Origin of the sequence: Panacagrimonas sp., from assembly GCF_965216805.1 — a bacterium.
In the GTDB taxonomy this organism is placed as follows: Bacteria; Pseudomonadota; Gammaproteobacteria; order Nevskiales; family Nevskiaceae; genus Panacagrimonas.
Genome location: NZ_CBDCGN010000003.1, coordinates 1,610,595 through 1,636,657, shown reverse-complemented (window position 1 = coordinate 1,636,657; position 26,063 = coordinate 1,610,595). Strand labels below are relative to the sequence as shown.

At 65.7% G+C, this 26,063-nt stretch carries 21 protein-coding genes and 1 tRNA gene; 3 read left to right on the top strand and 19 right to left on the bottom strand.

Features of this window, described 5'->3' with window-relative positions; genetic code table 11:
* Nucleotides 1–110 precede the first annotated feature (110 nt).
* The 7 genes from ACOOHP_RS20430 to ACOOHP_RS20400 form a co-directional block, all read right to left on the bottom strand.
* Nucleotides 111–1,514 (bottom strand): aldehyde dehydrogenase family protein, encoded by a 1,404-nt coding sequence (locus ACOOHP_RS20430; protein WP_420468315.1) that lies wholly within the window; start codon nucleotides 1,512–1,514, stop codon nucleotides 111–113.
* Between the two features lie 75 nt (nucleotides 1,515–1,589).
* Nucleotides 1,590–2,219, bottom strand: a complete 630-nt coding sequence (locus ACOOHP_RS20425) for a glutathione S-transferase family protein (RefSeq protein ID WP_420468314.1) — start codon at nucleotides 2,217–2,219, stop codon at nucleotides 1,590–1,592.
* A 190-nt stretch (nucleotides 2,220–2,409) separates the two neighbouring features.
* The gene (locus tag ACOOHP_RS20420) at nucleotides 2,410–3,372 is read right to left on the bottom strand and encodes an IS5 family transposase (protein WP_420464632.1); all 963 of its coding nucleotides are present in this window, start codon (nucleotides 3,370–3,372) and stop codon (nucleotides 2,410–2,412) included.
* 103 nt (nucleotides 3,373–3,475) lie between these two features.
* Nucleotides 3,476–4,747 carry a 6-phosphofructokinase gene (locus tag ACOOHP_RS20415; RefSeq protein WP_420468313.1) on the bottom strand — a complete coding sequence of 424 codons (1,272 nt, stop codon included), beginning with the start codon at nucleotides 4,745–4,747 and terminating at the stop codon, nucleotides 3,476–3,478.
* A 470-nt stretch (nucleotides 4,748–5,217) separates the two neighbouring features.
* Nucleotides 5,218–7,215: an acetate--CoA ligase gene (gene acs / locus ACOOHP_RS20410; protein WP_420468312.1), complete on the bottom strand. Its 1,998-nt coding sequence runs from the start codon at nucleotides 7,213–7,215 to the stop codon at nucleotides 5,218–5,220.
* Between the two features lie 116 nt (nucleotides 7,216–7,331).
* On the bottom strand, nucleotides 7,332–8,942 hold the full coding sequence (locus ACOOHP_RS20405) for an MFS transporter (protein WP_420468311.1): 1,611 nt from the start codon (nucleotides 8,940–8,942) through the stop codon (nucleotides 7,332–7,334).
* A gap of 21 nt (nucleotides 8,943–8,963) precedes the next feature.
* Entirely contained in the window at nucleotides 8,964–9,098 is a 135-nt protein-coding gene (locus ACOOHP_RS20400) for a hypothetical protein (RefSeq protein ID WP_420468310.1), read from the bottom strand.
* 72 nt (nucleotides 9,099–9,170) lie between these two features.
* Between ACOOHP_RS20400 and ACOOHP_RS20395 the strand changes: the two genes are divergently transcribed.
* The 3 genes from ACOOHP_RS20395 (at nucleotide 9,171) to ACOOHP_RS20385 (ending at nucleotide 11,668) form a co-directional block, all read left to right on the top strand.
* The gene (locus tag ACOOHP_RS20395; protein WP_420468309.1) at nucleotides 9,171–10,010 is read left to right on the top strand and encodes a 23S rRNA (adenine(2030)-N(6))-methyltransferase RlmJ; all 840 of its coding nucleotides are present in this window, start codon (nucleotides 9,171–9,173) and stop codon (nucleotides 10,008–10,010) included.
* Nucleotides 10,011–10,190: 180 nt separating this feature from the next.
* Complete coding sequence (locus tag ACOOHP_RS20390; protein ID WP_420468308.1) at nucleotides 10,191–11,123, top strand: aspartyl/asparaginyl beta-hydroxylase domain-containing protein; 933 nt, start codon at nucleotides 10,191–10,193, stop codon at nucleotides 11,121–11,123.
* Between the two features lie 149 nt (nucleotides 11,124–11,272).
* Entirely contained in the window at nucleotides 11,273–11,668 is a 396-nt protein-coding gene (locus ACOOHP_RS20385; protein ID WP_420468307.1) for a hypothetical protein, read from the top strand.
* Between the two features lie 138 nt (nucleotides 11,669–11,806).
* Here the strand turns inward: ACOOHP_RS20385 and ACOOHP_RS20380 are convergent.
* From ACOOHP_RS20380 to ACOOHP_RS20325, 12 genes are all read right to left on the bottom strand, one after another.
* A tRNA-Pro gene (locus ACOOHP_RS20380) sits at nucleotides 11,807–11,883 on the bottom strand.
* 107 nt (nucleotides 11,884–11,990) lie between these two features.
* Nucleotides 11,991–12,407: a MerR family transcriptional regulator gene (locus ACOOHP_RS20375; protein ID WP_420468306.1), complete on the bottom strand. Its 417-nt coding sequence runs from the start codon at nucleotides 12,405–12,407 to the stop codon at nucleotides 11,991–11,993.
* Nucleotides 12,394–12,687: an integration host factor subunit alpha gene (gene ihfA / locus ACOOHP_RS20370; RefSeq protein ID WP_420468305.1), complete on the bottom strand. Its 294-nt coding sequence runs from the start codon at nucleotides 12,685–12,687 to the stop codon at nucleotides 12,394–12,396. The genes ACOOHP_RS20375 and ihfA overlap by 14 nt, the downstream gene beginning before the upstream one ends.
* Nucleotides 12,688–12,713: 26 nt before the next feature.
* Nucleotides 12,714–15,080, bottom strand: a complete 2,367-nt coding sequence (gene pheT / locus ACOOHP_RS20365; protein ID WP_420468304.1) for a phenylalanine--tRNA ligase subunit beta — start codon at nucleotides 15,078–15,080, stop codon at nucleotides 12,714–12,716.
* A 13-nt stretch (nucleotides 15,081–15,093) separates the two neighbouring features.
* Nucleotides 15,094–16,122, bottom strand: coding sequence for a phenylalanine--tRNA ligase subunit alpha (pheS, locus tag ACOOHP_RS20360; protein ID WP_420468303.1), 1,029 nt, complete (start codon nucleotides 16,120–16,122; stop codon nucleotides 15,094–15,096).
* Nucleotides 16,123–16,252: 130 nt separating this feature from the next.
* On the bottom strand, nucleotides 16,253–16,609 hold the full coding sequence (gene rplT / locus ACOOHP_RS20355) for a 50S ribosomal protein L20 (protein WP_420468302.1): 357 nt from the start codon (nucleotides 16,607–16,609) through the stop codon (nucleotides 16,253–16,255).
* Nucleotides 16,610–16,668: 59 nt separating this feature from the next.
* A complete protein-coding gene (rpmI, locus tag ACOOHP_RS20350) occupies nucleotides 16,669–16,866 on the bottom strand; it encodes a 50S ribosomal protein L35 (protein ID WP_420468301.1) in 198 nt (65 codons plus the stop codon).
* A 189-nt stretch (nucleotides 16,867–17,055) separates the two neighbouring features.
* On the bottom strand, nucleotides 17,056–17,592 hold the full coding sequence (gene infC / locus ACOOHP_RS20345; RefSeq protein ID WP_420468760.1) for a translation initiation factor IF-3: 537 nt from the start codon (nucleotides 17,590–17,592) through the stop codon (nucleotides 17,056–17,058).
* A gap of 204 nt (nucleotides 17,593–17,796) precedes the next feature.
* Nucleotides 17,797–19,173, bottom strand: a complete 1,377-nt coding sequence (locus tag ACOOHP_RS20340; RefSeq protein WP_420468300.1) for a serine/threonine-protein kinase — start codon at nucleotides 19,171–19,173, stop codon at nucleotides 17,797–17,799.
* A 7-nt stretch (nucleotides 19,174–19,180) separates the two neighbouring features.
* Nucleotides 19,181–20,968 (bottom strand): caspase family protein, encoded by a 1,788-nt coding sequence (locus tag ACOOHP_RS20335; protein ID WP_420468759.1) that lies wholly within the window; start codon nucleotides 20,966–20,968, stop codon nucleotides 19,181–19,183.
* On the bottom strand, nucleotides 20,968–24,528 hold the full coding sequence (locus tag ACOOHP_RS20330; protein ID WP_420468299.1) for a hypothetical protein: 3,561 nt from the start codon (nucleotides 24,526–24,528) through the stop codon (nucleotides 20,968–20,970). Before ACOOHP_RS20330 ends, ACOOHP_RS20335 begins: the two co-directional genes overlap by 1 nt.
* Nucleotides 24,518–25,984 carry an autotransporter domain-containing protein gene (locus ACOOHP_RS20325; protein ID WP_420468298.1) on the bottom strand — a complete coding sequence of 489 codons (1,467 nt, stop codon included), beginning with the start codon at nucleotides 25,982–25,984 and terminating at the stop codon, nucleotides 24,518–24,520. The genes ACOOHP_RS20330 and ACOOHP_RS20325 overlap by 11 nt, the downstream gene beginning before the upstream one ends.
* Between the last annotated feature and the right edge of the window lie 79 nt (nucleotides 25,985–26,063).

Here is a 26,063-nt window from a genome sequence, read left to right as displayed (position 1 = left end):
CGCGGAACCTCGTCAGCGTCTTTGCCGCCACGCGGCGAGCTCCACTTACGTCGCCCGACAAAAGAAGAAGGCGGCCCGCGGGCCGCCTTCCTCATTTCAACGAATAACGCTTACTTGGCGATGTTGATCACCTGGATCTGGGTGAACTCGGCCAGGCCTTCTTCCGAGAATTCCACACCCATGCCCGACTGCTTGGCGCCGCCGAAGGGCACGTTGGGGGTGATATCCATGTGCTTGTTGACCCAGGCGGTACCGGTTTCCAGGCGTGCGGCGTAGCCACCAGCGCGCTTGGCATCCTTGCCCCAGACCGAACCACCCAGGCCGAAAGTCGACGCATTGGCGCGCTTGAGCGCATCTTCCGGATCGCTGTACTTGATCACCGGCAGGATCGGGCCGAACTGCTCTTCGTCGACGATTCGATCGCCATCGGTGACGTCGCGCACGATGGTGGGACGGATGAAGTAGCCGCCGCCGTCATCGACCTGGCCACCGGCCACGATCTTGCCGCTCTTGCGCGCTTCGTCCACCAGTCCGCGCACCTTGTCGAACTGCATCTTGTTCTGCAGCGGCCCGATCTGGATGCCCTCTTCCAGGCCATTGCCGACCACCGCCGCGTTGGCGTGCTTGACCAGCTCGCCGACCATTTCGTCGTAGATCGACTCGTGCACGTACAGGCGCTTGATCGCCAGGCACACCTGGCCGTTGTTGGCGAACGCACCGCCGAAGATGGCCGCAGCCGATTCCTTGGGGTCGACGTCGTCGAGCACGATGGCGGCGTCGTTGCCACCCAGTTCCAGGGTGATGCGCTTGACCGTATCGGCGGCGCTGGCCATGACCTTCTTGCCGGTGGCGGTGGAGCCGGTGAACGACACCTTGCGCACGTCCGGATGCGCGGTGAGCACGCCGCCCAGGTCGTTGGCGTCGGTGACCACGTTGAACACGCCCGGCGGCAGGATGCCGTTGATGATCTCGGCCAGCAGCAGGGTGGTGAGCGGCGTGGTCGGCGCCGGCTTGGCCACCATGGTGTTGCCGGTGAGCAGCGCCGGGCCGAGCTTGCCGCACAGCAGCAGGATGGGGAAATTCCACGGGATGATGGCGGCCACCACGCCGAGCGGGCGACGGTGCTGCTCGACGCGGCGCACGTCGGTGTCCTCGATGACCTTGGACAGGGAATCCAGGCTGGCAAAGTAGCGGATGAACGCGGCGGCGCCACCGATCTCCACGCGCGCGTCGGCCAGCGGCTTGCCCTGCTCGGTGGTCAGCTGCTCGGCGAGCTTTTCGATGTTGGCTTCCATCGCCTCGGCCAGCCGCACCAGGGCGCCGCGACGCTCCTCGACCGGGGTGGTCGACCAGGCCGGGAACGCGGTCTTGGCCGCGGCCACCGCGGCATTGGCCTGGTCGACACTGCCGCGCGGCGACTGCGCGCAGACCTTGCCGGTAGCGGGGTTGATGACGTCCATGGTGCTGGCGCCGTCGACCAGTTGGCCGCCGATCAAGAGCTTGTACTGATTCATGAGATTCTCCATTGGAAGCGCCGAGTTTTGTCGGCCTATATGTGTCGCGAGACGCGAATCCTGCGGGCGTCCGCTTCAGGCCTTGGCACTGGGTCGGGACGATACGGAACCGTACCACTTACGCGCGTTGGGATGCGAGTCCGACAAGCCCAGCTTGACCCAACCGGCGAAGTCCACCACGCACAGCGCGGTGATGTCGGCGATGCTGAACGTGTCGCCGGCAATATATGGACCCTGCGACAGCACCCGCTCCAGCTGATCGAAGAATCGCAGCAGTCCGGCGCGGCCACGCTCGGCGAGCTGCGGGATGGCCGGTACCCCGGTCACTCCAGGGATGCCACGATCAGCGAACCCCGGGGTGGAATTGCGAAAAGCCTCGGCGCCGCAGAGGAAGCCGTCCATTTCCATGTGCCGGGTGCGCGAGGCGATCACCGCGCGCGACTTGGCGTCGTGGCCCATCAGCGGCGGATCGGGGTACAGCTCCTCCAGGTAGCGGCAGATCGGCACGGTTTCGTCGATACAGGTACCGTCGTCCAGTTGCAGCACCGGCACCACGCCGCGCGGATTGATCTTGAGGAACTCCGGCTTGAGGTTCTCGCCGTTGAGCAGGTCCACCTGCGCGGTGTCGATCTGGATGCCCTTTTCCGCCATGAAGATGCGGACGCGGCGCGGGCTGGGGGCAATGGTGCAATCGTAGAATTTCATGCGTGGATACCGGGTGGATGAACAGACGTCCATGCTGCAACAGTGTAGGAGCCCCTGCAGCTAGGGATTCTCTGATTTACCTGGTGACTGGCGCCCCAAGCCGATAAGAAATCCGAATTATGGGTGCTTGGATCGCCTCGGATGCCTCGTTTCTTGGCCTTTCGGCCTCAATCGCTGTGCAGCAGGCGGATTACGCCTGCTGCAGCTTCATCAATTGAGCGCGCGCCAGGTACAGGTTGGCCAGCGCGCAGGTCACCTGCAGCCGGTGCAGGTTCTTCGCCAGACCGCGGTAGCGGACCTTGGTAAAACCGAAGCGCAGCTTGATCACCGCAAAGACGTGCTCGACCTTGGCGCGCACCTTGGACTTGGTCCGGTTCTTCGCCCGCTCTGATTCGTCGATGACGCCCTTGAGACGGTAGCGCCGGTTGGTGAAATCCAGCGCCTGCGGGGCCTTCTCACGAATGACGCTGCCCTGACCGCGATACGCCTGATCACCCCACACCCGCGTCTCCTGGCCGTGCAGCAGTTCCGGCAATACCCGGCAGTCGGCCACGTTCGCCGCCGTGGCTTGTACCGAATGAATCAGCCGGGTCCGGCTGTCGACACCCACGTGCGCCTTCATGCCGAAGTACCACTGGTTGCCTTTCTTGGTCTGGTGCATCTCGGGATCGCGCTGCTGTTGCTGATTCTTGGTCGAACTCGGCGCGCCAATGATCGTGGCATCCACGATCGTCCCTTTGCTGATCTTGAAGCCCTGCTCCTGAAGGTAGCGCTGGACCTGGTCAAACAGCGGCTTGCCCAGGGTGTTGCGCTCCAGCAGGTGGCGGAACTTGCAGATCGTGGTTTCGTCCGGCGGCGCCTCCAGGCCCAGGTCAATCCCCGCAAAACGGCGCATCGACGCCGAGTCGTACAAGGCCTCCTCGGCCGCCGGGTCCGACAGATCGAACCACTGCTGCAGAAAGTAGATCCGCAGCATCCGCTCCAGTGCTATCGGTGGCCGTCCGCCGCTGCCGGTATCCTTGAAGTAATACGGCTCGATCACCTCGCACAGCGAGGACCACGGCATCACCGAGTCCATCTGCTCCAGGAAGCGCGCCCGCTTGGTCGTGCGCGCGTACTTCTCAAATCCACTGCCCAGGCTCTGTTGCTTCATCAAAGTCATCCGTCTGTCCGTTCCAGATTGAAACGCAAACAGCGTGCAACTTCGAGAGGTAAATCAGAGAATCCCTAGGTCGTGCCCTTCCGGGTGATCCGGATCAGGTCCCGGACTGCCAGTCGAAGGTTTTGCCGGTGCGCGCCGGCACCGCTTGCAACTTCAAGCGCGCGAACTGCGGCAGCCCGTTGCGAAAAGGCGGGGGCTCTTCGCCCTCGATCAGCGGCAGCAGGTATTTCCTGCAGGCCGCGGTGATGTGAAAACCGTCCTCGCGGATGAATTCGCTGGGCATCTTGCGCTCGACGTTGGCGACTTCGGTCAGCGCCACTTCGGCCAGCGACCACGCGTAGGGCTGGTCCGCGGTACGCACGATCGACACCATCACCCCACCACGCCCTTGCGCCGCAATTTCCACCGCCGCGCGACCGACCGCATAGGCCTGATCCAGGTCCACCTTGGAGGCGACGTGGCGGGCGGAGCGCATCAGGTAGTCCGACTGCGCGTAATGAACCTTGCAGCGCAATGCCGCCTTGATCTTGTCCGCCAGCAGCGGCGCCACGCCGCCGAGCTGGGCGTGCCCGAAGGCGTCGCGCCCGCCGGCTTCGGCCAGGAACTCGCCCCCCGCCGTGCGCAGGCCCTCGCTGACGACCATGGCGCAGTGCCCGTAGTGGCGCACGTTGTGGGCCACCGCGGCTAGGAAGCGTGCCTCGTCAAAGGCCACTTCCGGGAACAGGATCAGCTGCGGCGCATCGCCGACGGACTCGGCTGCCAGCCCGCCGGCAGCGGCGGTCCAGCCGGCATGGCGGCCCATCACCTCCAGGATGAACACCTGGGTCGAGGTGCGCGCCATGGACGCCAGATCCACCCCGGCTTCCCGGATCGACACCGCGGTGTACTTGGCCACGCTGCCGAAACCCGGACAGCAGTCCGTGTGCGGCAGGTCGTTGTCCATGGTCTTGGGGATGTGAATGGCCTGCAGCGGATAACCGAGCTGTTGGCTGATTCGACCCACCTTGAGGCAGGTATCGGCGGAATCGCCACCGCCGTTGTAGAAAAAGATGCCGATATCGTGGGCGCGAAATACCTCGATCAGGCGTTCGTAATGCGCGCGATGTTTCTCCAGCGACCCCAGCTTGTAGCGGCAGGAGCCGAAGGCGCCGCCGGGGGTATGGCGCAACGCCGCGACCGTCTCCACCGACTCGGCACCGGTGTCGACCAGTTCCTCGGCCAGCACGCCGACGATGCCGTCGCGTGCGGCGAACAGCTTGCCGATCCGGTCCGGCGCAGCGCGGGCAGCCTCGATGACGCCCTGCGCGGAGGCGTTGATGACGGCGGTGACACCGCCGGACTGCGCGTACAAGGCGTTGCGGGGCATGGGGTTCCTTGACGTACGGACGCGTTGCTCGGGTGCGCAGAGCCTACGCCGCACGCGGCACGATGCGAACCCTTCAGAGCCAGCTGGCGCGCGGCGGGTTCCCTGCGCCGTCGATGCAAGGTCGCGTGCAGAATGCAGGACCACGCAAATCCGCGGCCGGCACGACGCGGCGACGATTGCCGCTATTCAACGCGACCGGCGCAGTGTATGAAGAGGCGTGCGCTCGATTTCCGGGCGTGTCGACCGGAGTAGCGCCATGGCCAAGGGTATGAACGCCAAGAAGAACGAGAAGAAAAAACCGTTGAAGACGGCCAAGGAGAAGAAAGCGGAGAAGAAGGAAAAGAAGGGCAAGTAGCCGACACCGGACCGCCGTCTGTCCCCGATGAAGGCGGCCGTTGGCCGCCTTCATCGTTTTCGCTCAGATCACCCGCCGGAGCTCAAACACGCCAGACTGCAAACCCGCCCTGCCCTCAGGCCTTGCCCTGCAACTGCGACACGATGCCAGGGTTTTCCAGCGTGGAGACGTCCTGGGTGATCTCTTCGCCCTTGGCGATGGAGCGCAGCAGCCGCCGCATGATCTTGCCGCTGCGGGTCTTCGGAAGATTGTCCGCAAAGCGGATGTCGTCGGGCTTGGCCAGCGCGCCGATCTCCTTGCCGACGTGCGCGCGCAGTTCCTTGATCAGCGCTTCGGCCGCGTCGCCCTGCGGGCGTGCGCCCTTGCAGGTGACAAAGGCGAAAACGCTTTCCCCCTTGACCTCGTGCGGACGCCCCACCACGGCGGCTTCCGCCACGCGCGGATGGCTGACCAGCGCGCTTTCGATTTCCATGGTGCCCAGACGGTGGCCGGAGACGTTCAGCACGTCGTCGATACGGCCCATGATCCAGTAATAGCCGTCCTTGTCGCGGTGCGTGCTGTCGCCTGCGACATACAACCATGGCTTGGCGCCGCCGCCAGCGGTGTCAGCTTGCTTGCCCGGAAACTGGCCGTAGTAGGTCTTGATGTAGCGCTCGTTGTCGCCCCATATGGTGCGCAGCATCGACGGCCAGGGTTGGGTGATCACCAGATATCCACCCGCCTCGGTACCCTTGACCGGCTCGCCGGCTTCGTCGACGACATCCGCGAAGATGCCGGGCAGCGGCTGCGTGCAGGAGCCCGGCTTGGTGGGGGTTGCGCCAGGAATCGGACTCATCATGATGGCGCCGGTTTCGGTCTGCCACCAGGTATCGACGATCGGCAGCTTCTCCTTGCCGATGACGCGGTGGTACCACATCCAGGCCTCGGGATTGATCGGCTCGCCGACGCTGCCGAGCAGGCGCAGCTTCGAAAGATCGTACTTCGCCGGCCAATGATCGCCCAGCTTCATCAGCGCGCGGATCGCCGTCGGCGCGGTGTAGAAAATGGTGACGCCGTGTTCCTGCGCGATCTTCCAGAAACGCCCCGCGTCCGGAACCGTCGGCGCCCCTTCGTAGATCAGGATGGTGGCGCCGTTGGATAGGGGGCCGTAGCAGACATAGCTGTGGCCGGTGATCCAGCCGACGTCCGCGGTGCACCAGAATACGTCGGAATCCTGCAGGTCGAACACCCACTGGCTGGTCATGTGCGCCCCCAGCAGATATCCGCCGGTGGAGTGCTGAATACCCTTGGGCTTGCCGGTGGAGCCGCTGGTGTAGAGCACGAACAGCGGGTGCTCGGACTCGACCCACTCGGGGTCGCATTGCTCGGACTGCGTCACGGTCAGTTCGTGCCACCAAAGATCGCGCCCGGCCTGGAACGCCACCTCGTGCCCGGTACGCCGATAAACGACGACTTTCTCCAAGGTCTTGCAGCCGGAGTCGAGTGCATCGTCCACCGCCTTCTTGAGCTCGACGATATTGCCGCCGCGGGTGCCGCCGTCGGCGGTGATCACCAGCCGGGCGCCGGCGTCTTCGATGCGATCGCGCAAAGAGCCTGCGGAGAAGCCCCCGAACACGATCGAGTGGATCGCGCCGATGCGCGCGCATGCCTGCATGGCAATCACCGCTTCGGGCGTGTGCGGCATGTAGATCACCACGCGATCGCCCTTGACGATACCCAGCGACTTCAGCCCGTTGGCGAGCTTGCACACCTCGGTGTGCAGTTGCCGGTAGGTCCAGTTGCGGGCATCGCCTTTCTCGCCCTCGAAGCGGATGGCGATCTTGTCGCCGTGCTTGGCCAGGTGCCGGTCCAGGCAGTTGGCCGAGGCATTGGTACGGCCATCCGAGAACCAGCGGTAGTTCGGGGCGTCGCTGTCGTCGAGCACGGTCTCGAACGGTGTTTGCCACGCCAGCTCCTTGCGTGCGAGTTCGGCCCAGAAGCCGACCGGATCCTTGGCCGCCAGCTCCTTGAGCGCCGCCAGCGAATCGGCGTTGAGCCGCGCCTTGCCGGCAAATTCCGCGGACGGCGGGAACAGGCGCGCCTCGGTCAGCACGGACTGGATATCACTGCTCATCGATGCTCCTCCATTCGAATGTCTGCTGCGGCGGAATATAGGCCACGACGCTCGCCGTCACGCCACCACCGCGGGTGGTTTTGCACACAGCGTGCCGGCTTTCGACCGCACCGCGTTCAGTTCAGCGAGCGGTGGTCGCTGTCGCGCAGGAACAGCACGCCCACCACCACCGTCATCAGCGCCACGCCGATGGGATACCACAGTCCGAAGTAGATGTTTCCGGAGGCCGCAACCATGGCGGTGGCCAGCAAAGGCAGCATGCCGCCGAACCAACCGTTGCCGATGTGGTACGGCAGGCTCATCGATGTGTATCGGATCTGGGTCGGAAACAGTTCCACCAACCACGCTGCGATAGGCCCGTAGACCATGGTGGCGTAAAGCACCAGGATGGTCATCAGCAGCAGGGTCACCGGGTAGTTGACGCGCTCCGGATCGGCCGTTGTCGGGTAACCGCTTTCGGCCAGCACCGATTTGTAGGCCGCCTCGTCCCAGCCCTCCAGCACCACGTCGCCGATGCGGGTCACCACCGTGGCCTGTCCTTCCGCGGGTCGCGATTCGAACGACAGGCCCGACTTGGTAAGGAAATCCTTGGCTTTGTCGCAGTCGCTGAAGCGCGTCCCCGGTAGCACGAAGATATGGAAGCTGCAGTCGCTCGCCGACACGCTGATGGGCGTCCGTTCGATGTACTCGGCAAGGGCGGGATTCACGGTGTGGGTCAGGGCCTGGAAGATCGGGATGTAGGTCAGTGCAGCCAGCAGGCATCCTCCGAGGATGATCTTGAGCCGACCGATGCGATCCGACAGCGCCCCGAACACGATGAAGAACGGCGCGGCGATCAGCAGCGATACCGACAGCAGGATGTAGGTGACCAGGTAATCCAGCTTGAGCGTGATGGTCAAAAAGAACAGCACGTAGAACTGGCCCGTGTACCAGACCACGCCCTGCCCAGCCGTACCGCCGAGCAGAGAAAGCAGCACGTACTTGTTGTTCGGATAGCGCAGAAAGCTGTCGGTGAGCGGGCTTTTTGAACCGCGTCCCTCCGCCTTCATCTTCTGGAACAAAGGCGACTCGTTGAGCTTCAGGCGGATATAGACCGAAACCACCAGCAGCGCGATCGACACAAGAAAGGGAATGCGCCAGCCCCATTCGGCAAAGCTTTCCTTATCGAGCAACAGGCGGCAGCCGCCGATGATCAGCAATGACAGGAAGAAACCGATGGTGGCGGTGAGCTGGATCCAGCTGGTCGCGTACCCGCGCCTGTGGTCCGGCGCATGCTCCGCCACGTAGGTTGCGGCGCCTCCGTATTCCCCGCCCAGCGCCAGACCCTGCAGCAGGCGCAGAGTCACCAGGATGATCGGTGCAGCGATCCCGATCGCCTCGTAGGTCGGCAGAAAGCCGACCGCCGCGGTGGCCACGCCCATGACCACGATGGTGATCAGAAAGGTGTACTTGCGCCCCACGATATCGCCGAGCCGCCCAAACACCAGCGCGCCGAAAGGACGCACCAGAAACCCTGCAGCGTAAGTAGCAAATGCCGACAACAGCGCCGCAGTCTCGTTGCCGGGCGGAAAGAACAGCGCGGCAAAGAACGGCGCCAAAGTGGCGTAGAGGAAAAAGTCGTACCACTCGAACACCGTGCCCAACGACGAGGCAAGGATCACCCGGCGCTGTTCGGTTCTCTCGACCGGCGCGGCGGACTGGCTGACGCTGTCAGCGCTGGCACTCATGCACGACTCCCAGATAGTGATTTATTGGCTTGCGGCGATCCCGGAATCCGCGCCACGGATCGCATCGTCGGCCAGACGCGCCGTGCCGGTACCGCTCGCGGCCGCCGCAAGGCTGGCACAACAAGCTTCCGCGAGGCCGGCGTGGAATTCAATCATGGCAACACCCCGCTGCCGCGACCGCCGTGTGCGCGTGGCATTCTGCCCCTCCGACCCGACCGCGCGTTCTGCATGCACTACCGTCACCTGTTCCACGCGGGCAATTTCGCCGATGTGTTCAAGCACGTGCTGCTGGTGGGTCTGCTGCAGGCACTCAGCCGCAAGGACAAGCCCTGGTGTTATCTGGACACACACGCCGGTGCCGGCAGCTACAACCTGGCGTCGCGTGATGCCGGGCGTACCGGAGAGTGGCAGCAGGGCATCGGCAAGTTGCGGGCCGACATGGGTACGCCCCCCACGGCGCGTCGCTACCTGGAACTGGTTGGCTGGCAGGACGGGCGCCCCGAGTTGGAGCACACCCGCCCCTACCCGGGCTCGCCGCGCCTGGCCAGCCTGCTGGCGCGTGCCGGCGATCGCGTGGTGTGCTGCGAGCGCATGCCCGAGATCGCCGAACAGCTCCGAGTGCATGCGCCGGGCGCGGTGGTGCACCTGCGCGACGGCTACGAGGCGCACAGCCTGCTGCCGCCGGCGGAAAAACGCGGACTGGTCCTGATCGACCCGCCGTTCGAGGCGCGCGACGAGTTCGATCGCATCGCCGCCTTCATGCGCAGCGCGCAGCAACGCTTTGCCGCCGGCATCCAGGCGGCGTGGTTTCCGCAGAAAAATGCGCACGAAGCGCAGCGCTTCGCCCGGCGCGCGGTGCGCGACACGCGGCAAGACGCTTTGCTGTGTCTGTTGGATACCGGCGTCGCGTCGGCAGGACACCTCCACGCCTGCGGCCTGCTGATCGTCAATCCACCCTACGGTTTCGCCGCCGATGCCGCCGCCGTGTTGGCCTGGCTGACGCCTCGACTGGCGCTCGGTCCCAAGGCGTACTACCGGATCGAGCCGATGGCAGCAACTGGCCGCTGAGACCCGTTTCGCAGCGCCGGTCGCAGCGTTAGAATCCGCGCCGCCGGCCCGGCTGAGAGCACCCTATCGTCGCGCGCACCGGCAGCGCCGACACGAGAAAAATAGAACGATTGCGGATCGGCGCGGCGCGCACGGCCAGGACCCGGGCGCAGACCGGCGCGGGCCGCGCGAGGAGATCGCATGACCCTGACCGCGCCGATGCTGGCATCGCCCAAATGGCTGATCGCCCTGCTGTGGTTTGCCTGCGTGGCCGCCTACGTGCACTGGCGCGGCAGGGTCCGCCACACCTTCTGGCGTCAGTTGGCCGATCACTCCACCCTGGTGGCGCCGCTGAACGTGCTGATCTACGCGTTCTCGAGGACGCCGCGCGTACCCATCCTCGACCCCCGCAGCTTCCCCGAACTGAACCTGCTGCGCGACCATTGGGAGATCATCCGCGACGAGGCGCGCGCGCTGTACGGCATCGGCGCGATCGGCAAGTCGGACGATCTCAACGATCTCGGCTTCAACTCGTTCTTCAAGAACGGCTGGGGCCGGTTCTACTTTCACTGGTACGGCAGCTTCCTGCCCTCGGCGCGGGAATTGTGCCCGCGGACCTGCGCGCTGCTGGAACAGACCCCCAGCGTGAAGGCCGCCATGTTCGCGCTGCTGGAGCCGGGAGGCAGGCTGCCGCGGCACCGCGATCCCTGGGCAGGCTCGCTGCGCTACCACCTGGGGCTGATCACGCCCAACCACGATGCCTGCCGCATCGTGGTCGACGGCGAAGTGCGCAGCTGGCGCGATGGCGAAGATCTGATGTTCGACGAAACCTACATCCACACCGCCGAGAACTTCACCGACCGTCACCGCATCATCCTGTTCTGCGACGTCGAGCGTCCGCTCAACAACCCGCTGGCGCGCCTCTACAACCGCATGGTCGGCCGTACGCTGGCCGCGGCGTCGGCCTCGCGCAACCGTCCCGGAGAGCCGTTGGGCATGCTCAACTACGGCTTCAAGCACGTCTACGCCTTGCGCCGTTTCGGCAAGCGGCTCAAGGCCCGGAATCGGCGGCTTTACTACGCGTTCAAGTACACCCTGCTGCTGGGCCTGGGGTACTGGATGTTCGGATCTTGATCGCGGACCGCACTCGCCTACGGGATCGCCCGCGTAGCTTCCAGCAGCGACGGCCGTCCCTGACGGTACCGCCACGACGGACAGCCGGCGCGCACAGCACATGAGCGCCCGGAAGTAGCGTGCGCCGGGTTCGGGTTAGTCTCGGTCCCATGAACGACGAACCGCACCCGGACGACGACGGCCGCCTGTGGTCGCTCGACGGCCACTACTTCAATGCCGCCACCCTGCGCGATCTGCTGGACACCCACGCCGATCTGGAGGCAGGCGACGTCGTGTTCGTCGGCCGACCTGCCGCGGTGCAGCCGCTGACCTATGTCAACGCGCGCTCCATCGTCAAACAACTGTCGGAACACGCGCGTGACGACTGTGGCGAGGCCGCCGAAGACTGGCCTCGGGTCGGCGCCGGGGCCGAACGCGAACTCGACCACTTCCTGGCCGACTGGATCCAGCGCCATTGCCCGGTGGATTTCAACCGCATGGGCGACGTCACCGAGCATCTGATCAGCGAGGCCGATATCGACCGCACGAAATCCGCGCGCGGCTGAGTAATTGGTCGGGGCGAGAGGGCGACAGCCCGGTCGCCGAAGGTGAGCCAGAGCCACAGTGTGGCTCTGGCAGGGCGGGAGCGCCCGAGGCCATGCCGAGGGCCGGAATCCGACCGGCGGGACACTCGAAAAAAGAATTGGTCGGGGCGAGAGGATTTGAACCTCCGACCACTTCCACCCCAAGGAAGTGCGCTACCAGGCTGCGCTACGCCCCGACTGTGAGCCTGCCGACGATATCGACAAGACGCCGCTCGCGCGATCCGGACAAGTGGAGCGGCCAACGGGGGCGCGATCATAGCCTGCGCGCCCCGGCCTGCAAAGCTCAGCGCAGCAATTTGAGCAGCGATTCCAGCTCGTCGCGCACCTGGCGTATCTCGCGGCTGCGCGAGTCGACCGCCACCGCTGTCGTATTGGTCGCCGCAACGGTATCCGCCGCGGCGCCATCGTCGGGCACGCTGCCGGCTGTCCGCGGCTGATCCTTGAGGCGCTGCCGCGCACCACCGATGGTGAATCCCTGCTCGTAGAGCAAGCTGCGGATGCGGCGCACCATCACCACGTCATCGTGCTGGTAATAGCGGCGGTTGCCGCGCCGCTTGACCGGCTTGAGTTGGGGGAATTCTTGTTCCCAGTATCGCAGCACGTGCGCCTTGACCTGACACAGTTCCGACACCTCGCCGATGGCGAAGTAGCGCTTGCGCGGAATCTCCGGCAGCGGGGCGGGCAGTTCAGCGGCCTGCATCGAGTTCCACCCTGAGTCGCAGCTTCTGTCCGGGTCGGAACGTCACCACGCGTCGGGCGGAGATGGGAATCTCTTCGCCGGTCTTGGGGTTGCGTCCGGGGCGCTGATTCTTGCTGCGCAGCTCGAAGTTGCCGAAGCCGGACAGCTTGACCTCTTCTCCGGCTTCGAGGCGCCCGCGAATCTCCTCGAAGAACAGATCGACGAACTCCTTGGCCTCACGCTTGTTGAGACCCAGTTCGTCGAACAGTGCTTCCGACAGCTCGGCCTTGGTCAATGCCACGTTTATGCGCCCCTGCCCTTATGACATCAGCTCCGCAGCGATGCCCCCAATTCCGTGGCTGCCCGCGTCTGGATGGCGGCGACAGCCGTGTCGATTTCCGTGTCCGTTAGGGTGCGCGAGTAATCTTGGAAAATCAAGCCTAAAGCCATGCTTTTGAAGGTAGTCCCGAGGTTGGCGCCGCGATACACGTCGAACAGCCTCACCTCGCGCAGAATCTCCGGCGCAGCGGCCTGCACGATACTGCGCAACTGCGCCAGCGAAACCGCTTCGGGCACCACCAGCGCCAGATCCCGTCGCGAGGCCGGGAATTCGGCCACGGCCCGCGCTCGCGGCAGGGTCTGGCGTTGCAACGCCGCGCCGTCCAGTTCGAACACGACGGCCGAAGCCGGCAGGTCGAGCTTGGTGATCAGCGCGGGGTGCAGCTCGCCGATCCAGCCCAGCGGCCGACCGTCCAGGCTGATCAGCGCCGAGCGTCCCGGATGCAGAGCGGCGTGCTGCGCGGCACGGTACTCGAACGCACGCCCTCCGGCGCCGAGCGCGTCCACGTCAGCCTTGATGTCGAAGAAATCCACCGCGCGCGCGGGCATCGACCACTGCTCCGGGAACGCCGCGCCCGCGGCCAGGCCGGCCAGCCGCGGCGATTCGACGATTTCGCCACCTTCGCGGGCGAAGCACACGCCGGCCTCGAACAGGCGCAGGCGTGGCGCCTGACGCGCGTGGTTGTGACGCCAGGCATCGATCAGGCCGCACCACAGGGTGGCGCGCATCTGGCCCAGGTTATCGGCAAGCGGATTGTCCAGTGCAATCGACTCCACCTGCGGCGCCAGCAGCGACTGCACCTGGCGATCGGCGAAAGCCAGCGAGACGATCTCCTGCCAGCCGCGCGCCACCAGGCTGCGCTTGAGTTCGGCACTGCTGCGCAGGGTCTCGCTGGGGCGTCCCGGGGCCAGATGAGCGGCGTATGGCCGCGCGGGAATCCGGTCGTAGCCGTACAGCCGGGCGACCTCCTCGATCAGGTCGGGCTCGATGCGCAGGTCGTAGCGCCACGAAGGCACCTGCGCGGTCCAGGTCCCGCCCACTTCGTTGCGGGTGGAAATGTGCAGACGGGACAGCAGGGCTTCGACTTCCTTGGCAGGAATGTCATGACCCAGCAGCTTGTTGAGCCTTGCATGGCGCAGGCTCAGCCGCACGGGCTCGGTCTGTGCGCGGCCACTGAAACTGATAGGACCGGCCTCGCCGCCGCATAACTGCAGGGTCAGTTCGGTCGCGCGTTCCAGTGCCGGACGTTGCAGGTCGGGATCGACGCCGCGTTCGAAGCGGTACAACGCATCGGAGGCCAGCTTGTGGCGGCGGCCGGTGCCCGCCACCGCGTTCATTGCAAAGCAGGCGCTTTCGAAGAACACGCGTGAGGTGGAGGACGACACCGCCGTGGACGAGCCGCCCATGACGCCGGCCAGCGCCACGGGTCCGCTGTCGTCGCAAATCAGCAACTCGCGATGCTGCAGCGTGAGCTCCTGGTCGTTGAGCAGAGTCAGGGTTTCACCGGCCTGCGCGCGCCGCACCTTGACCGCGCCCGACAGCCGCGCGCCATCGAAGGCGTGCATGGGCTGCCCCATTTCCAGCATCACGTAATTGGTGATGTCCACCAGCGGTTGAATGGCGCGGAGACCACTGCGGCGCAGGCGCTCGCGCATCCAGTCCGGCGTGCGGGCGCGGGCATCGAGGTCGTACACCACACGGCCGGCATAAGCACTACAGTCGGTCAGACTCTCGATTTCCACCGGATGCCGATGCTCGCCGACCACCGTCGCCGGCTTGACCCGGGGCCGGTTGAAGTTGACGCCGAACAAGGCCGCCACTTCGCGTGCCAGACCCACCACCGAGAAACAATCGCCGCGATTGGGGGTGATTTCCAGATTCAGGATGCGATCATCCAGCCCCAGATGTTGTTCGATCGGAGCGCCCAGCGGCGCATCTGCGTCCAGCTCCAACAATCCGTCGGACTTCTCGGCCAGACCCAGCTCGGCCGCCGAGCACAGCATGCCGCCGGACTCCACCCCGCGCAGGCTGGACACCTTGATCTCGAACCCGCCCGGCAGCCGTGCACCGGGCAGCGCCACCGGCGCCACCATCCCCTTACGGGCGTTGGCGGCGCCGCAGACGATGCGGTGGCGACCGGCCGCACCGGCCTCGACTTCGCATACGCGCAGACGCTCGGCATTGGGATGCGCTTCGATGGCACTAATCCGTCCGATCACGACGCCCTGCGGCAGCTCCGCCACGACCGGCTCGATCTCCAGTTCCAGGCCGCCCATGACCAGGCGATCGGCGATCTGCTCGATGCTCGCCTGCGGATTGACCCACTCGCGCAGCCACTGTTCGCTGAGTTTCATCTTGGACTCCGGATCAGGCGAACTGGCGCAGAAAGCGCAGGTCGTTGTTGAAGAACAAGCGCAGATCGTCGACCCCGTAGCGCAGCATGGTCAGACGCTCCACGCCCATGCCGAAGGCATAGCCGGTGTACTTTTCGGGATCGATCCCCACGGCTTCGAACACCTTCGGATGCACCATGCCGCAGCCCAGCAGCTCCAGCCAACGGCCAGGGTGATCAGGCCCCTTGGACGGATCGCGCCAGCGCATATGCACGTCGGCGCCGGGCTCCACGAAGGGGAAATACGAAGGCCGGAACAGCGCTTCGACGTCCTGCTCGAAAAAGCGCGACAGGAAAGTCTGCAAGTCGTACTTCAGATCCGAGAAGCGCACGTTTTCGGCCACGTACAAACCTTCGACCTGATGGAACATCGGGCTGTGGGTGCGATCCGAATCGACGCGATACACGCGGCCCGGGCAGATGATGCGAATCGGCGGGGTGCGGCCCGCAGCGACCACCGCCTGCATGGTGCGAATCTGCACCGGACTGGTGTGAGTGCGCAGCACGCGCGCGCCATTGTCAACGTAAAAGGTGTCCTGCATCGCCCGCGCGGGATGCAGCTCGGGGATATTGAGCGCGCCGAAATTGTGGAAGTCGTCCTCGATCTCGGGGCCGTCCATGGTTTCGAACCCGAGCTCGTTGAACAGGCGCTCGATGCGCTGCAAGGTGCGGGTCAGCGGATGTAACCCGCCAACGCCGTCGCCTCGACCGGGCAGGGTCACGTCGATCGTTTCGCTGGCCAGGCGCGCGGCCAGCTCGGCCTGGAGCAACTGCGTGGAACGATGCTGGATGGCGGCAGCGATCAGATCCTTGACCTTGTTTACGCGATCGCCAAAGGCCTTGCGCTCGTCCGGGGCCATTGCGCCGAGCTGCTTCAACAACTCGGTCACACGACCCTTCTTGCCCAGATAATTGACGCGCAGTTGTTCCAGCGCGCGGCTTTCGGCAGCGGCAGCAATTTCCGCCAATGCGGCGTGCTGGATCGCCTCCAGTGTGTCGCTCATGCATCCCCCATGGCAGACGTCCGAAAACGTCGCTGGTCAAACAAAAAAGGGAAGCAGCGCAGCGCGCAGCTTCCCTTCGTTCGCTTCAGGCCGGCCCGCGACCAAGCACGCGGGCCGCCACGCGGATCGCTCAAGCCAGGGCTGCTTTCGCCTGCGCCACCAGCGCCGCAAACGCCGGCTTGTCGTGGATGGCGATGTCGGACAGCACCTTGCGGTCCAGCGCCACGCCAGCCTTGTTCATGCCATCGATGAAGCGGCTGTACGACAGCCCCAGCTCGTTGGTGGCGGCGTTGATGCGCTGGATCCACAAGGCGCGGAACTCGCGCTTCTTGACCCGACGATCACGGTAGGCGTATTGCCCGGACTTGATGACCTGCTGCTTGGCGGCGCGGTAAGTGCGCGACTTGGCGCCCTGGTAGCCCTTGGCCTTCTTCAGCAGTTTCTTGTGACGTGCGCGGGCGGTAACGCCCCTTTTGACTCGTGCCATGTCTTAAACCCTCAATCCTGAATTCTTGAACGTGTGAAATGTGTCGTGGTCGCAAAGCGTCACGAATACGGCAGCATCTTGTTCACTTCACGTACGTCGGAATCGTTGACCTGGGTCACCCCGCGCAGCTGACGGATGCGCTTGCCCGTCATCTTGGTCAGGATATGGCGCTTGTGCGCGTGGCTGCGCTTGAAACCGCCCTTGGCGGTGCGCTTGAAGCGCTTGGCGGCGCTCTTGATGGTTTTCAGCTTGGGCATGTTCGCTCCTTCCCGGTCGATCCGGGTCTTGAATGGCCGGCGTCACAACCCTGCCCAGGGCGCTGACCGGGCCCGCGAAGAATCGCGGGACTTTGATTACAACCATTGCTCTTCGGTTGTAGATCGGGCTTCAGCCCGACTTGGCGGCACGGCTGTCGGGCTGAAGCCCGACCTACCGTCGCCCTACATCTAGCGCTTCTTTGCCCCCAGGACCATCACAGCCTGGCGGCCTTCCATCTTGGGGTGCTGCTCGACCACGGCCAACTCGACCAGATCGCCCTTGACCCGATCCATGACCTTCATGCCCAGGTCCTGGTGAGCCATTTCACGTCCGCGATAGCGGATGGTGACCTTGACCTTGTCACCCTCTTCCAGAAAGCGCGTCATGTTGCGCAGCTTGGTCTGGTAATCGGCTTCTTCGGTCGTCGGCCGGAACTTCACTTCCTTGACCTCGATCTGCTTCTGCTTGCGCTTGGCAGCGTGCTGGGCCTTGTCCTTCTGATACAGGTACTTGCCGTAGTCCATGATCTTGCAGACCGGCGGATCGGCGTTCGGCGACACCTCCACCAGATCAAGCTCCAGATCCGCGGCCTTGGCAATGGCGTCGCGCGTCATCATGACGCCTACCTGTTCGCCATCAGCGCCGATCACGCGCACTTTGAGGGCGGTGATCTGCTCGTTGCGCCGGTCGTCACGTTCTTGGGCGATGCTGCACTCTCCTGCCAGTCGTCAAACTGCCCGCGCTGAGGTGCGGCGGACAGGCAAACAAAGCCCGCGCCGGGGTGCCTGCGAAACAGTTTTTCGTTTCGTGAGGTGGCCAAGGCGGGCTTTGGGGACGCGAATCATAGGCAAGCAGGGCGCAAAGCTCAAGATTCAGGGCCGTCGCCCTGAATTGCGTCGCCTGGCGCGATCAGATGCAGCCATCGTGGTTTACGGTCCGGAACCACTCAGCCGCTCGGCGACCGGCGCATACCGACGCAGATACTCGCTTTTGCGCGCCAGCGCGTCGGCCAATTGCGCTTGACGGCCGGCGTCGTCGCTGCTCAGCCTCAACAATGCGTCAGCGGCCCGATCAAGACCCGCCGCGGCCTCCCGATTGCGCGGATGCAGGGCATAGGCCTCGGCATAGAGTTCCAGCGACGACCAGGCGGCGAACTCGGCACCCTCGCGTTCAAAAAATGCCCACTCCCCTGCTCCGTCGTCCAGCAACTGGCGCACCCGCTGTCGGGTTTCCGCTGGCAGGTCCTGAAATGCGACGTCCGGCCCGGCCTGCCGGTAGTTCACATAGCCCATGCCGCCGGCGACCAGGACCACGCTGACCCCCGCGGCGATGGCCAGATTGCGCAGCGCCGCACTGCGGAAGAACCGCTTCAGAAACTCCGAGGCATCCCGGGGTCGCGGCTTGCGATCAAACGCCAGGCAACGCTCCAGGACGCGCCACTGGTGCGGCGGCAACCCGCGGATTCGCGCCGGCACCAAGCCTTGCTCGCGCGCGCGGCGTGCGTTCTCTCGATTGAACGGGTGGCGCCCGCTGAGCAGTTCGTAGGCGATGATGCCCAGCGCATAGAGGTCATCCGAGGCGTCCGGATCACCGCCGGACATCATGTCTTCGGTCGCATACGAGGGCGTATAAGCGCCGAGCTTGCCGGGGTCGAAGTCGTCCTGTGCCGCCGCGCTACTGCTGGGCAAGGTGCGTGCGATGCCGAAGTCCAGGATCTTGGGGATACCGTCTTCGGTAAAAAAAATATTGGCGGGCTTCAGGTCGCAGTGAACCACGCCGCGCCGATGCGCATACGCCAGGCCTTCGGCGATGCCCTTGACGATCTGCAGCGCCGGCTTGAGGCCTAGTCCCGCGTCGCGCGCCTCGAACAGCACCTCGTTCAGCGGCCGACCCAGCAGCATCTCCATGACCAGATAAGTCCAGCCATCGGCCTGATCGAAGTCGTACACCGTGGCGATATTGGGATGTGCCAGGGCCTGGGCCTTGCTGGCCTCGCGCTGCAAAGCGGTGAAGGCGACCGAATGTCCGCGCAGTTCGCGGTTGAGGAGCTTGATGGCGACGTGGTGGCGCGGATCACCGGCCTCGCGCTTGAGCCGGTCCACTGCCCCGAACACCACGCCCATCCCACCGGCGCCCAGTCGCCGGGTCAGCTCGAAGCGATCACGCAGCACCGACCCCGGCCCCAGTTCGGCGCGCACAGCAAGTGCAGGCGTATCGCACACCGTGGCGGCAACCGTGGTGTTGCCTGTACCTGTGAGCACGGTGGTGGCGTCCGCAAGTGGACGCGGCGTTTCAGGCTCGGTCATGCCTGCCCTACCCGCCCGCAGCCCGGCCGATTCCTGCCAGCGCGGTAGGCACGAAGAAGAATTCTCCGACCTCGTGTCCGGCGCCCTTGATGGACTTGAACTCCGGCTGCTGGGCTTGCTGCTTCTGCGCCTCGCTGCCCCGAACGCGATCCACGATGCCGCTGAACAACTGTTGACTGGCCAGGATGCCGCGATTGCTCTGCAGCGCGTCCAGGAATGCCCGTGCGAACACCGAATGCCCGTCACCCCCGCCGTCCAGCACCGGCTGGTCGCCGCCAGAGGCGATCAGCAGGCGCGCGCGTTTGGGCAGCTTGAACTTGATGTACTCGGCGCTGTAGCCGCTCTTGCCGTCAGCAAACAGATAACTGGGGTCGGGCGACAACAGCCCGGCGTAGCAGGAATCCGCCACGATCAGCACGCGTCTGGCCGGTAGCCGCGCGATGTGGGCGGTGATCTGCTCGTTGGGTATCCAGAAGGTGTCCTTGGGCGGCGGCTCGGAGTTCACCGGCAGCCAGTAGCCGGTCTCCATACGGTGCGTCTGCAGACGCACGCCGTGACCGGCGTAATAGATCAACAAATTATCCTCCGGCCTGAGGACCTTGTTCAGCTCGTTGAGCGCCTGCAGCATGGCGATATCACCGGAATCCTGCAGCACCTGCACGGTGAATCCGTACTGTTCGCGCAACACGCTGGCCACGCGCTCGGCGTCGTTGCCCGGCGTCTGCAGCTTGGTCATCAACTGGTAGTCCTGGTTGCCGATCACCAGCGCGTAATAGCGACCGAAGCTGACGCCGTCGAGCACGCGTGCGACCGCAGCGGCGTCGATCTGGCTGGTCGCTTCGACCGTACCCGGCGTACGCAACAGCGGCTCATCGGCACCGGCATCGGCATCGGCAGCCGGCAACGCCGCGACCTGGGCGCGAAGCGCGTCGAGCTCGCGGCGACTAGCGTCTCGATCAGCCTGCAAACTTTCGATCAGCTTCCGCATAACGGCGAGATCGGCTTGCTCGAGAGCGTCAAGATTTCCGATCGACGACACCCTGCGCTTTTGATCAGGCTGTCTCTCATCGTTCGCGCGGGCCATCTCGCGCTCACTGGCTTTCTGATCGGCGCGTGCCAGCTCTTCTCCTTGCCGGACTATTTGGGTTTGCATCAGCGCGAGTTGCGCATCCTTGTCCTCAAGCCGCTGCTCGACCGCGGCCACTTGGGTGCTCAGCTCCTCGCGCAACTGCTGCTGTTCTCGCAATGCCGCGGACCGGTAGATGAGCGCGTCTTCCTTCAAGCCCCAGGACTGGCGATACAGATTCAAGGCGCGCAGACGGTCCTGCGGCACGCCCAAACCCTGCTCGTACATGGACCCGAGATTGAACTGGGCGCTGGCGTTGCCCTGCTCTGCGGCTTTGCCGTACCACAGGACGGCGGCCTCGAAGTCGGGTTCACCGCCGAGGCCGCGCTCGAAAATCTCGCCGACCTGGTTCTGCGCCTCGGCATCGCCGCCCTGCGCCGCGTCCATCCAAACGCGCAGCGCGGTCTGCAGATTGGCGCGATCAAACGCCACGTACTCGCCGCCGCGCAGACGGCAGTCGCTGGCGGTGGTCATGGTCGGGCGACGCGGCGACAGGTAAGTGCGGCTGCCGAGCTGGCGCACCTGCCCCGGCAGCAGGCAGTCGACGATCTCCAGATCGGCGCGCGAGAACTTCTCGATCTCCGCCTCGGTCTGCGCCAGCACCACACCGGGCGGCAGCAGCAAGGCTGCGAGCAGCACCCCGGTTCGACCGCGCAGGCGGGTCGGCATCACGGACAGGCCTGACCGTCGGCGGTGTCGCGACCCGCGGCGCCGGTGTAGTACGCGCCTTCCTCGACCCAGGCCTGGATCGCCGCATACAGCGCGGCGTCGCCAGCGGTGACCGAGCCGCGGTGCGGCACCAGTACCTGCGGCTTGGTGAACATGAGGCTGGCCAGGAAATCGCCCGGCGCCACCAGCAGCGCGCCGTTTTCGTTGGTGCCGGACTTGTAGCCGGCGTCACCGGCACGCAGCGAGCACCAGGCGTCCTTCTCGCTGGCGGTGGTGGGAATGGCCCAGCTCGGGTCGGGATTCTCGGTGGGGGCGTGGCAGCCGCTGGCATTGCAACCCGCCGCCCCCGGGGAAGCCACCATGGCGGCGGCCACCGGCGCGAAGCCGTTCTGGCCGGTGATGCCGATGGTGACCGTGCCGTCGGCGCACACCGTGGGCGCATCGATCCTGCACACGCGATAGACCAGGGAATCGTCCGGCCCCACGCGACGCCCCTCGAACACGCTGGTGACGGCCGGCGGCGGCGTGTAGGCGATCAGGCAGGGATCGGCCGCGGTGGCCGCCGCGCAACTCGCGGACAGCAGCGCGCTACCGGACGAACCGGCCGGCCCCGGCAATGATGGGGTGGCCAGCACGTCGAAGCGCAGGGCCAGTTGCGGGGTGACGCCGCTGACCGCATCGCTGAGATCGAACACGTTGCTGCCGGTTTCCAGATTCCCTTGACTGTTGGCAGCGACGTCGCCGAACACGGCGTTGGCCACCAGCGCCTCGGCCACCGCGGTGGCGCGGATCAGGCCCTCGGCAACATCGCCGTCGGCATCGCTCAAGGCGTAGCGCACCTCGCCGGTGCCTGGCGCAGCGGTGCTCAGTACCAGCACCTGATCGGCGCCGACACTGGCGCTGACCGCACCGCTGGTGGCCACCACGCTGACCTGCGTCGGCAGGTCGCCAGCCGCCACCGCCTGCGCCAACACGTCCACTGTCGTCGGCTCGCCAACCACCAGGGTGAGGTCCAGCGGCGCCGCGGCCTGCGGCAGCAGGTTATCCACCACCAGGGTGAACTCGGCGCGATCCGCACTGCTGCCGCCGGCAGCCTGCACGTCCAGCGCCACCCGGTAGCTGCCGGCGACGTCCGGCACCAGCGCCGCTTGGTTCGAGCTGGCGCCGGCAAGCTGAGTGGCGCTGCCAGTGGGTACCGACAGCAAGGTCCACGTCACCTCGGCGGCGAATTCGCTGCAGGCCGACGACAGGTTCAGCACCTGGTTGCGCGGCACCGCATTGGCAGTGACCTCATCCAGCCCGTTGGCGCAGGCCAGGGCCTGGCCGGGGAGTCGATCAGGCTGTTCGCCGATGGACTCGGCAAGCTGGCTTCCGGCCGACGGCGCGCCGCCCACCGACTGCCACAGGCGATCAGCGGTCAGGCGCGCGCCGGGCATCGAGCCCTCACCGAACAAGGTACTGGTCAGCGCCGGGTCCTGGCGGAACGAACTGGCACTGGAGAAGCGCGGGTCGCTGCCGGAAACCGCAGTGTCATTGACGCGCTGCACGTGACAGGCGCGGCAGTGGCGCGCGAACACATCGTTGTACAGCGCGATGTCGGCGTCCGAACCCGACCAGCCGGCCGGCACGTTGTCGGCGCTGTCCTCGATGAACAGCGGCGAGGACAGATCCTGGCCATACCATTTCTGCACCAGTTCGCAGGGACCGGCGTAGTTGTCGAAGCAGGTGAACAGATCGTTGACGCTGCGGTGGCCATAGGTGTGATAGGCACCCAGGTTGAGCTTGCGGAACTCGGCCTCCTGCTGCGCGCGCGTCAGGCTGGCGCGCAACGCATCGTTGAGACCCGGCTCGGGCACGATGGCCGGCGCCTCGCGCGTATCGACGAACAGGAAGGACTGCAGGTCCCAGGGCATGAAGGTGGCGCCGACATTGGCGTCGGTGCCGGCGTAGGTCTGCAGCGGATCGTCGAGGTCGGGCAGCGCCGGTGCGCCGCCGTGGCAGGTGGTACAGGAGCCGGGCACGTATTTCTCGCCGCGGCCGTCGAAGTTGGCGCTGAGCACACGCACGAACCCGGCCTGGCGGTCGCCTGCCGAGGGATCGGGTGCGTAGGTGTAGAACGTGGCGTTACCCGGCTGCGTCGGGTCGGTGTCCTCGATGTACTCCATCGCCACCGCCAGGAAGGCGCCCACCTTCTTCGCCGCGGCTTCCACCGTCGGATAGTTGATGACCACCGCGGCGGTATGCGCGGTGCTGACGCCATCGGCATCGCAGTCGCGCGTGCGCATGTACATGTCGCGACCGAAGCCGAGATCGAAGTTATTGGTGTAGACCGCATGCGCATCAGCGCCGTAATCGTCGGCGTCGGGATCGAAGCAGTTCAGGACCAGCCAGTCTTCCAGCGTGGTCTTGCGGCTCTGCGGATCGATGGCGGCGTAATACGCGCGCGCGGTGTCCTTGTTCTCGATACCACCGCCGACCAGGCGCAGGATCTCGACGGTGTCGGCGTCCACGGTCAGGACCGTGGGGGCACCGCTGCCGTCGTTCGACGCGGGCGCCAGCAGCGGCTGGCCGTTGCGCTCCTCGGCCAGGATCAGGCGCGCGGAAGACTGCAAGCTGGGGCTGGCGAGGCTGGCGACGAGTTCGATCTCGGCTTCGTCGACCCGACCCGGGTCGGGCAGGCAGCCGATCAGATCGTCCACGTCCGGGTCGCGCAGATTGGCCTGGTACAGGCGCGTGACCAGATCCGCGTTGAAGCCGGGCACGGTGAAGGTGAAACGTGGATTGCGGTAGTCATCCGCCGCTTCGCTCGCCACCACGTTGCCCTGCGTGTCGCGCGGGTCCGGGCCAGCGTTCCATGCCCCTGCGCGCACCTGGAGCTGATCGTCGGACAGCGCCGCCGGAGCGTTGCACGACGTCAGGCGACGGCTGTCCTCCATGGTCAGCAAGTCGAATTCCGCAATCTTGCGCGCGCGGTCCAGCGCCGAATACGTCACCCGCGCCTTGAGGCGCAGTTCGAACGTGCCCACCGCGGTTGCGGGCTGGTCGGTGGCGGCCACCAGGGTGAAGCGGGCAGCTCGGCCGCGGTATTGCAGATAGTCGTCGGTGTCCAGCGCCGGCACCGGGCGCAAGGTGGCCTCGGCGGTCGAGGACGTACCACCGCCATCGGTCACCGTCAGCCGGTAGCGCAGCGGCTCGCCAGCCGGCGTGGCCGGCGGCACCACCACCGCGATGGCGTCAGCGCCGCGCACGGTAAAAGCCGCCGACTGCGCGGCATCGTTCATCGGCTCGATCTGGTAGGCGACGATGGGCAGGGTCTGGAACTCGCTGGCACGGCCGCTGAGCAGCACCTCGGAGCCACCGCGCACGTCGATGGCGATGTCGCCGTTCTGGATGTCGCCGCCGGCGTAGCCGACCGCGGTGAACACCGCTTTGGGTGGCGGCGAACCTTGTTCGCCGACGTCGCTCAGACCACCGCAGCCGGCCAGCAGACCCACGCCGAACAGCGCGGTAATCCAACCCGAAGCCTTGTGCGCTCTGCGCCACGCGAACTCAGAATTCATGGCGAACTCCCACGGTCAGCGTTTCATCGTCGAAGTCATCGAGACCGACGACCTGTTCGTATTGGCCGTAGCCCTGCCAGCCACGCGGCAGCACCACCGAGGCACCCAGCGCGAACGCGCCGAAGGTATCGTCCAGCTCCTCGGTGGGAATGCGCACGGCAACCCGGGCGGCGGCCTCCTGCTCCGGCACCAGCGCGGCATATTCGGCGACGATGTCACGCGAATCGGTATCGAAGCTGTTGCTGAGCTGCACGCGCGCGAACGGCACCACCACGCCGAACGACGGCGTCAACACGTATTGCACACGCAGCCCCAGCGCGGTCTCCAGCGGACTCAGGGTCTGGTCGCGGATGGAGGTCTGGAAGCCGTCGGCGTCACGCCCGCCTTCGTCGAAGCCGTCGATCTCGATGCGCTGGTACTGCAGCTTGGCAAACGGCCCGAGCATGAATGCGCCGCGACGCCAGTCGTATCCGGCGTCCACGTTGAGCGTGTAGCCGGTGCTGTCGGAATCGCTCAGCGCGGTGGCGTTGACCGCCGCCACGCTGGGATTGAACGAGGGGTAGATCACCCGCCGGGTCATGTCGAATTCCAGAAACTGCAGTCCGGCCGAGGCCGCCACGTAGCCGATGTCGGTCTCGTACAGCGCATAACCGAGCAGGCTGAAGCCGTCGGCCTCCAGGCGCGCGTCGACAATGCTGGCCGACGAGTCGAAGTCGCTGCGCTTGCGCGTGTGCCCGCCCATGGCGCCGAACACCCAGTTCGCAGTGGCACGGTAATCGGCACCGAAGGTGGTATCGCGGCCATCGAAGTCATAGGCGTCCTCGACACCGCCGGCGAAGGTGGTGTCCTCGCGCCGGCCATAACCGAACGCATGATCGGCGTACACGCTCCAGCTGCCGACCCCGAGCATGGTGTCGCTGTCTGCCAGGCCGGTCGCCTCGGTGCTGGCAACCATCATCTCGCGAGGCGCGAACGCGCCGGCCACGCGCGTAGTACGTGCGCCACGCCGCAGCGCCGCGATGCGGTTGGACAACGCACCTGCCTGGCTACGACCGAAGGCGCTGGCCTGCGCACCCTGCACCGCGAACTCCTCGGCCGCGGTCCAGCGTAGTGCAAAGCCCAGGCCTTCGGTGTCGAGCTTGAGGCTGTAGGTGGTGGGGCCGTTGCCGCCGTTGATCTCGTTGGCGGTGTGCACCAGTTCGCGCACGTTCTCCCAGACGCCGAAGACATTGCCGGTGCAGTCAGCGTGATCGCCACTGGCGACGTCGTTGCAGGCGAACTGTTCCTGCAACTGTCGGTACACCTGCGCGTTGAACTGCGCCGACTCCAGTTCCAGTTGGCTGGTGAACTGCGCCAGGATGCGTGGATCGTCGAGCTGTGCCTGCAGCGGCGCTGCAACTGAGCCCAGCAGCGCCACCATCAACCACGCGCGAACCCTTTTTGGATGCTGATTCATCGTCGTCCCCGAAGCACGCCGCGTCAGCTGCGCGACCTGAGTCCATTATGGACCTGCGTTCGACGATGACCAGTCCGGT

Coding starts and splice junctions, on each gene's coding strand:
- rplT (WP_420468302.1), bottom strand. CDS start 16,609: ATGGCACGAGTCAAAAGGGGCGTTACCGCCCGCGCACGTCACAAGAAA.
- ACOOHP_RS20425 (WP_420468314.1), bottom strand. CDS start 2,219: ATGAAATTCTACGATTGCACCATTGCCCCCAGCCCGCGCCGCGTCCGC.
- ACOOHP_RS20405 (WP_420468311.1), bottom strand. CDS start 8,942: ATGAGTGCCAGCGCTGACAGCGTCAGCCAGTCCGCCGCGCCGGTCGAG.
- pheS (WP_420468303.1), bottom strand. CDS start 16,122: ATGAGCGACACACTGGAGGCGATCCAGCACGCCGCATTGGCGGAAATT.
- ACOOHP_RS20395 (WP_420468309.1), top strand. CDS start 9,171: ATGCACTACCGTCACCTGTTCCACGCGGGCAATTTCGCCGATGTGTTC.
- pheT (WP_420468304.1), bottom strand. CDS start 15,080: ATGAAACTCAGCGAACAGTGGCTGCGCGAGTGGGTCAATCCGCAGGCG.
- ACOOHP_RS20400 (WP_420468310.1), bottom strand. CDS start 9,098: ATGATTGAATTCCACGCCGGCCTCGCGGAAGCTTGTTGTGCCAGCCTT.
- ACOOHP_RS20340 (WP_420468300.1), bottom strand. CDS start 19,173: ATGACCGAGCCTGAAACGCCGCGTCCACTTGCGGACGCCACCACCGTG.
- ACOOHP_RS20390 (WP_420468308.1), top strand. CDS start 10,191: ATGACCCTGACCGCGCCGATGCTGGCATCGCCCAAATGGCTGATCGCC.
- ACOOHP_RS20335 (WP_420468759.1), bottom strand. CDS start 20,968: ATGCCGACCCGCCTGCGCGGTCGAACCGGGGTGCTGCTCGCAGCCTTG.
- ACOOHP_RS20385 (WP_420468307.1), top strand. CDS start 11,273: ATGAACGACGAACCGCACCCGGACGACGACGGCCGCCTGTGGTCGCTC.
- ACOOHP_RS20415 (WP_420468313.1), bottom strand. CDS start 4,747: ATGCCCCGCAACGCCTTGTACGCGCAGTCCGGCGGTGTCACCGCCGTC.
- ACOOHP_RS20325 (WP_420468298.1), bottom strand. CDS start 25,984: ATGAATCAGCATCCAAAAAGGGTTCGCGCGTGGTTGATGGTGGCGCTG.
- ACOOHP_RS20330 (WP_420468299.1), bottom strand. CDS start 24,528: ATGAATTCTGAGTTCGCGTGGCGCAGAGCGCACAAGGCTTCGGGTTGG.
- acs (WP_420468312.1), bottom strand. CDS start 7,215: ATGAGCAGTGATATCCAGTCCGTGCTGACCGAGGCGCGCCTGTTCCCG.
- ACOOHP_RS20430 (WP_420468315.1), bottom strand. CDS start 1,514: ATGAATCAGTACAAGCTCTTGATCGGCGGCCAACTGGTCGACGGCGCC.
- ACOOHP_RS20420 (WP_420464632.1), bottom strand. CDS start 3,372: ATGAAGCAACAGAGCCTGGGCAGTGGATTTGAGAAGTACGCGCGCACG.
- ACOOHP_RS20375 (WP_420468306.1), bottom strand. CDS start 12,407: ATGCAGGCCGCTGAACTGCCCGCCCCGCTGCCGGAGATTCCGCGCAAG.
- rpmI (WP_420468301.1), bottom strand. CDS start 16,866: ATGCCCAAGCTGAAAACCATCAAGAGCGCCGCCAAGCGCTTCAAGCGC.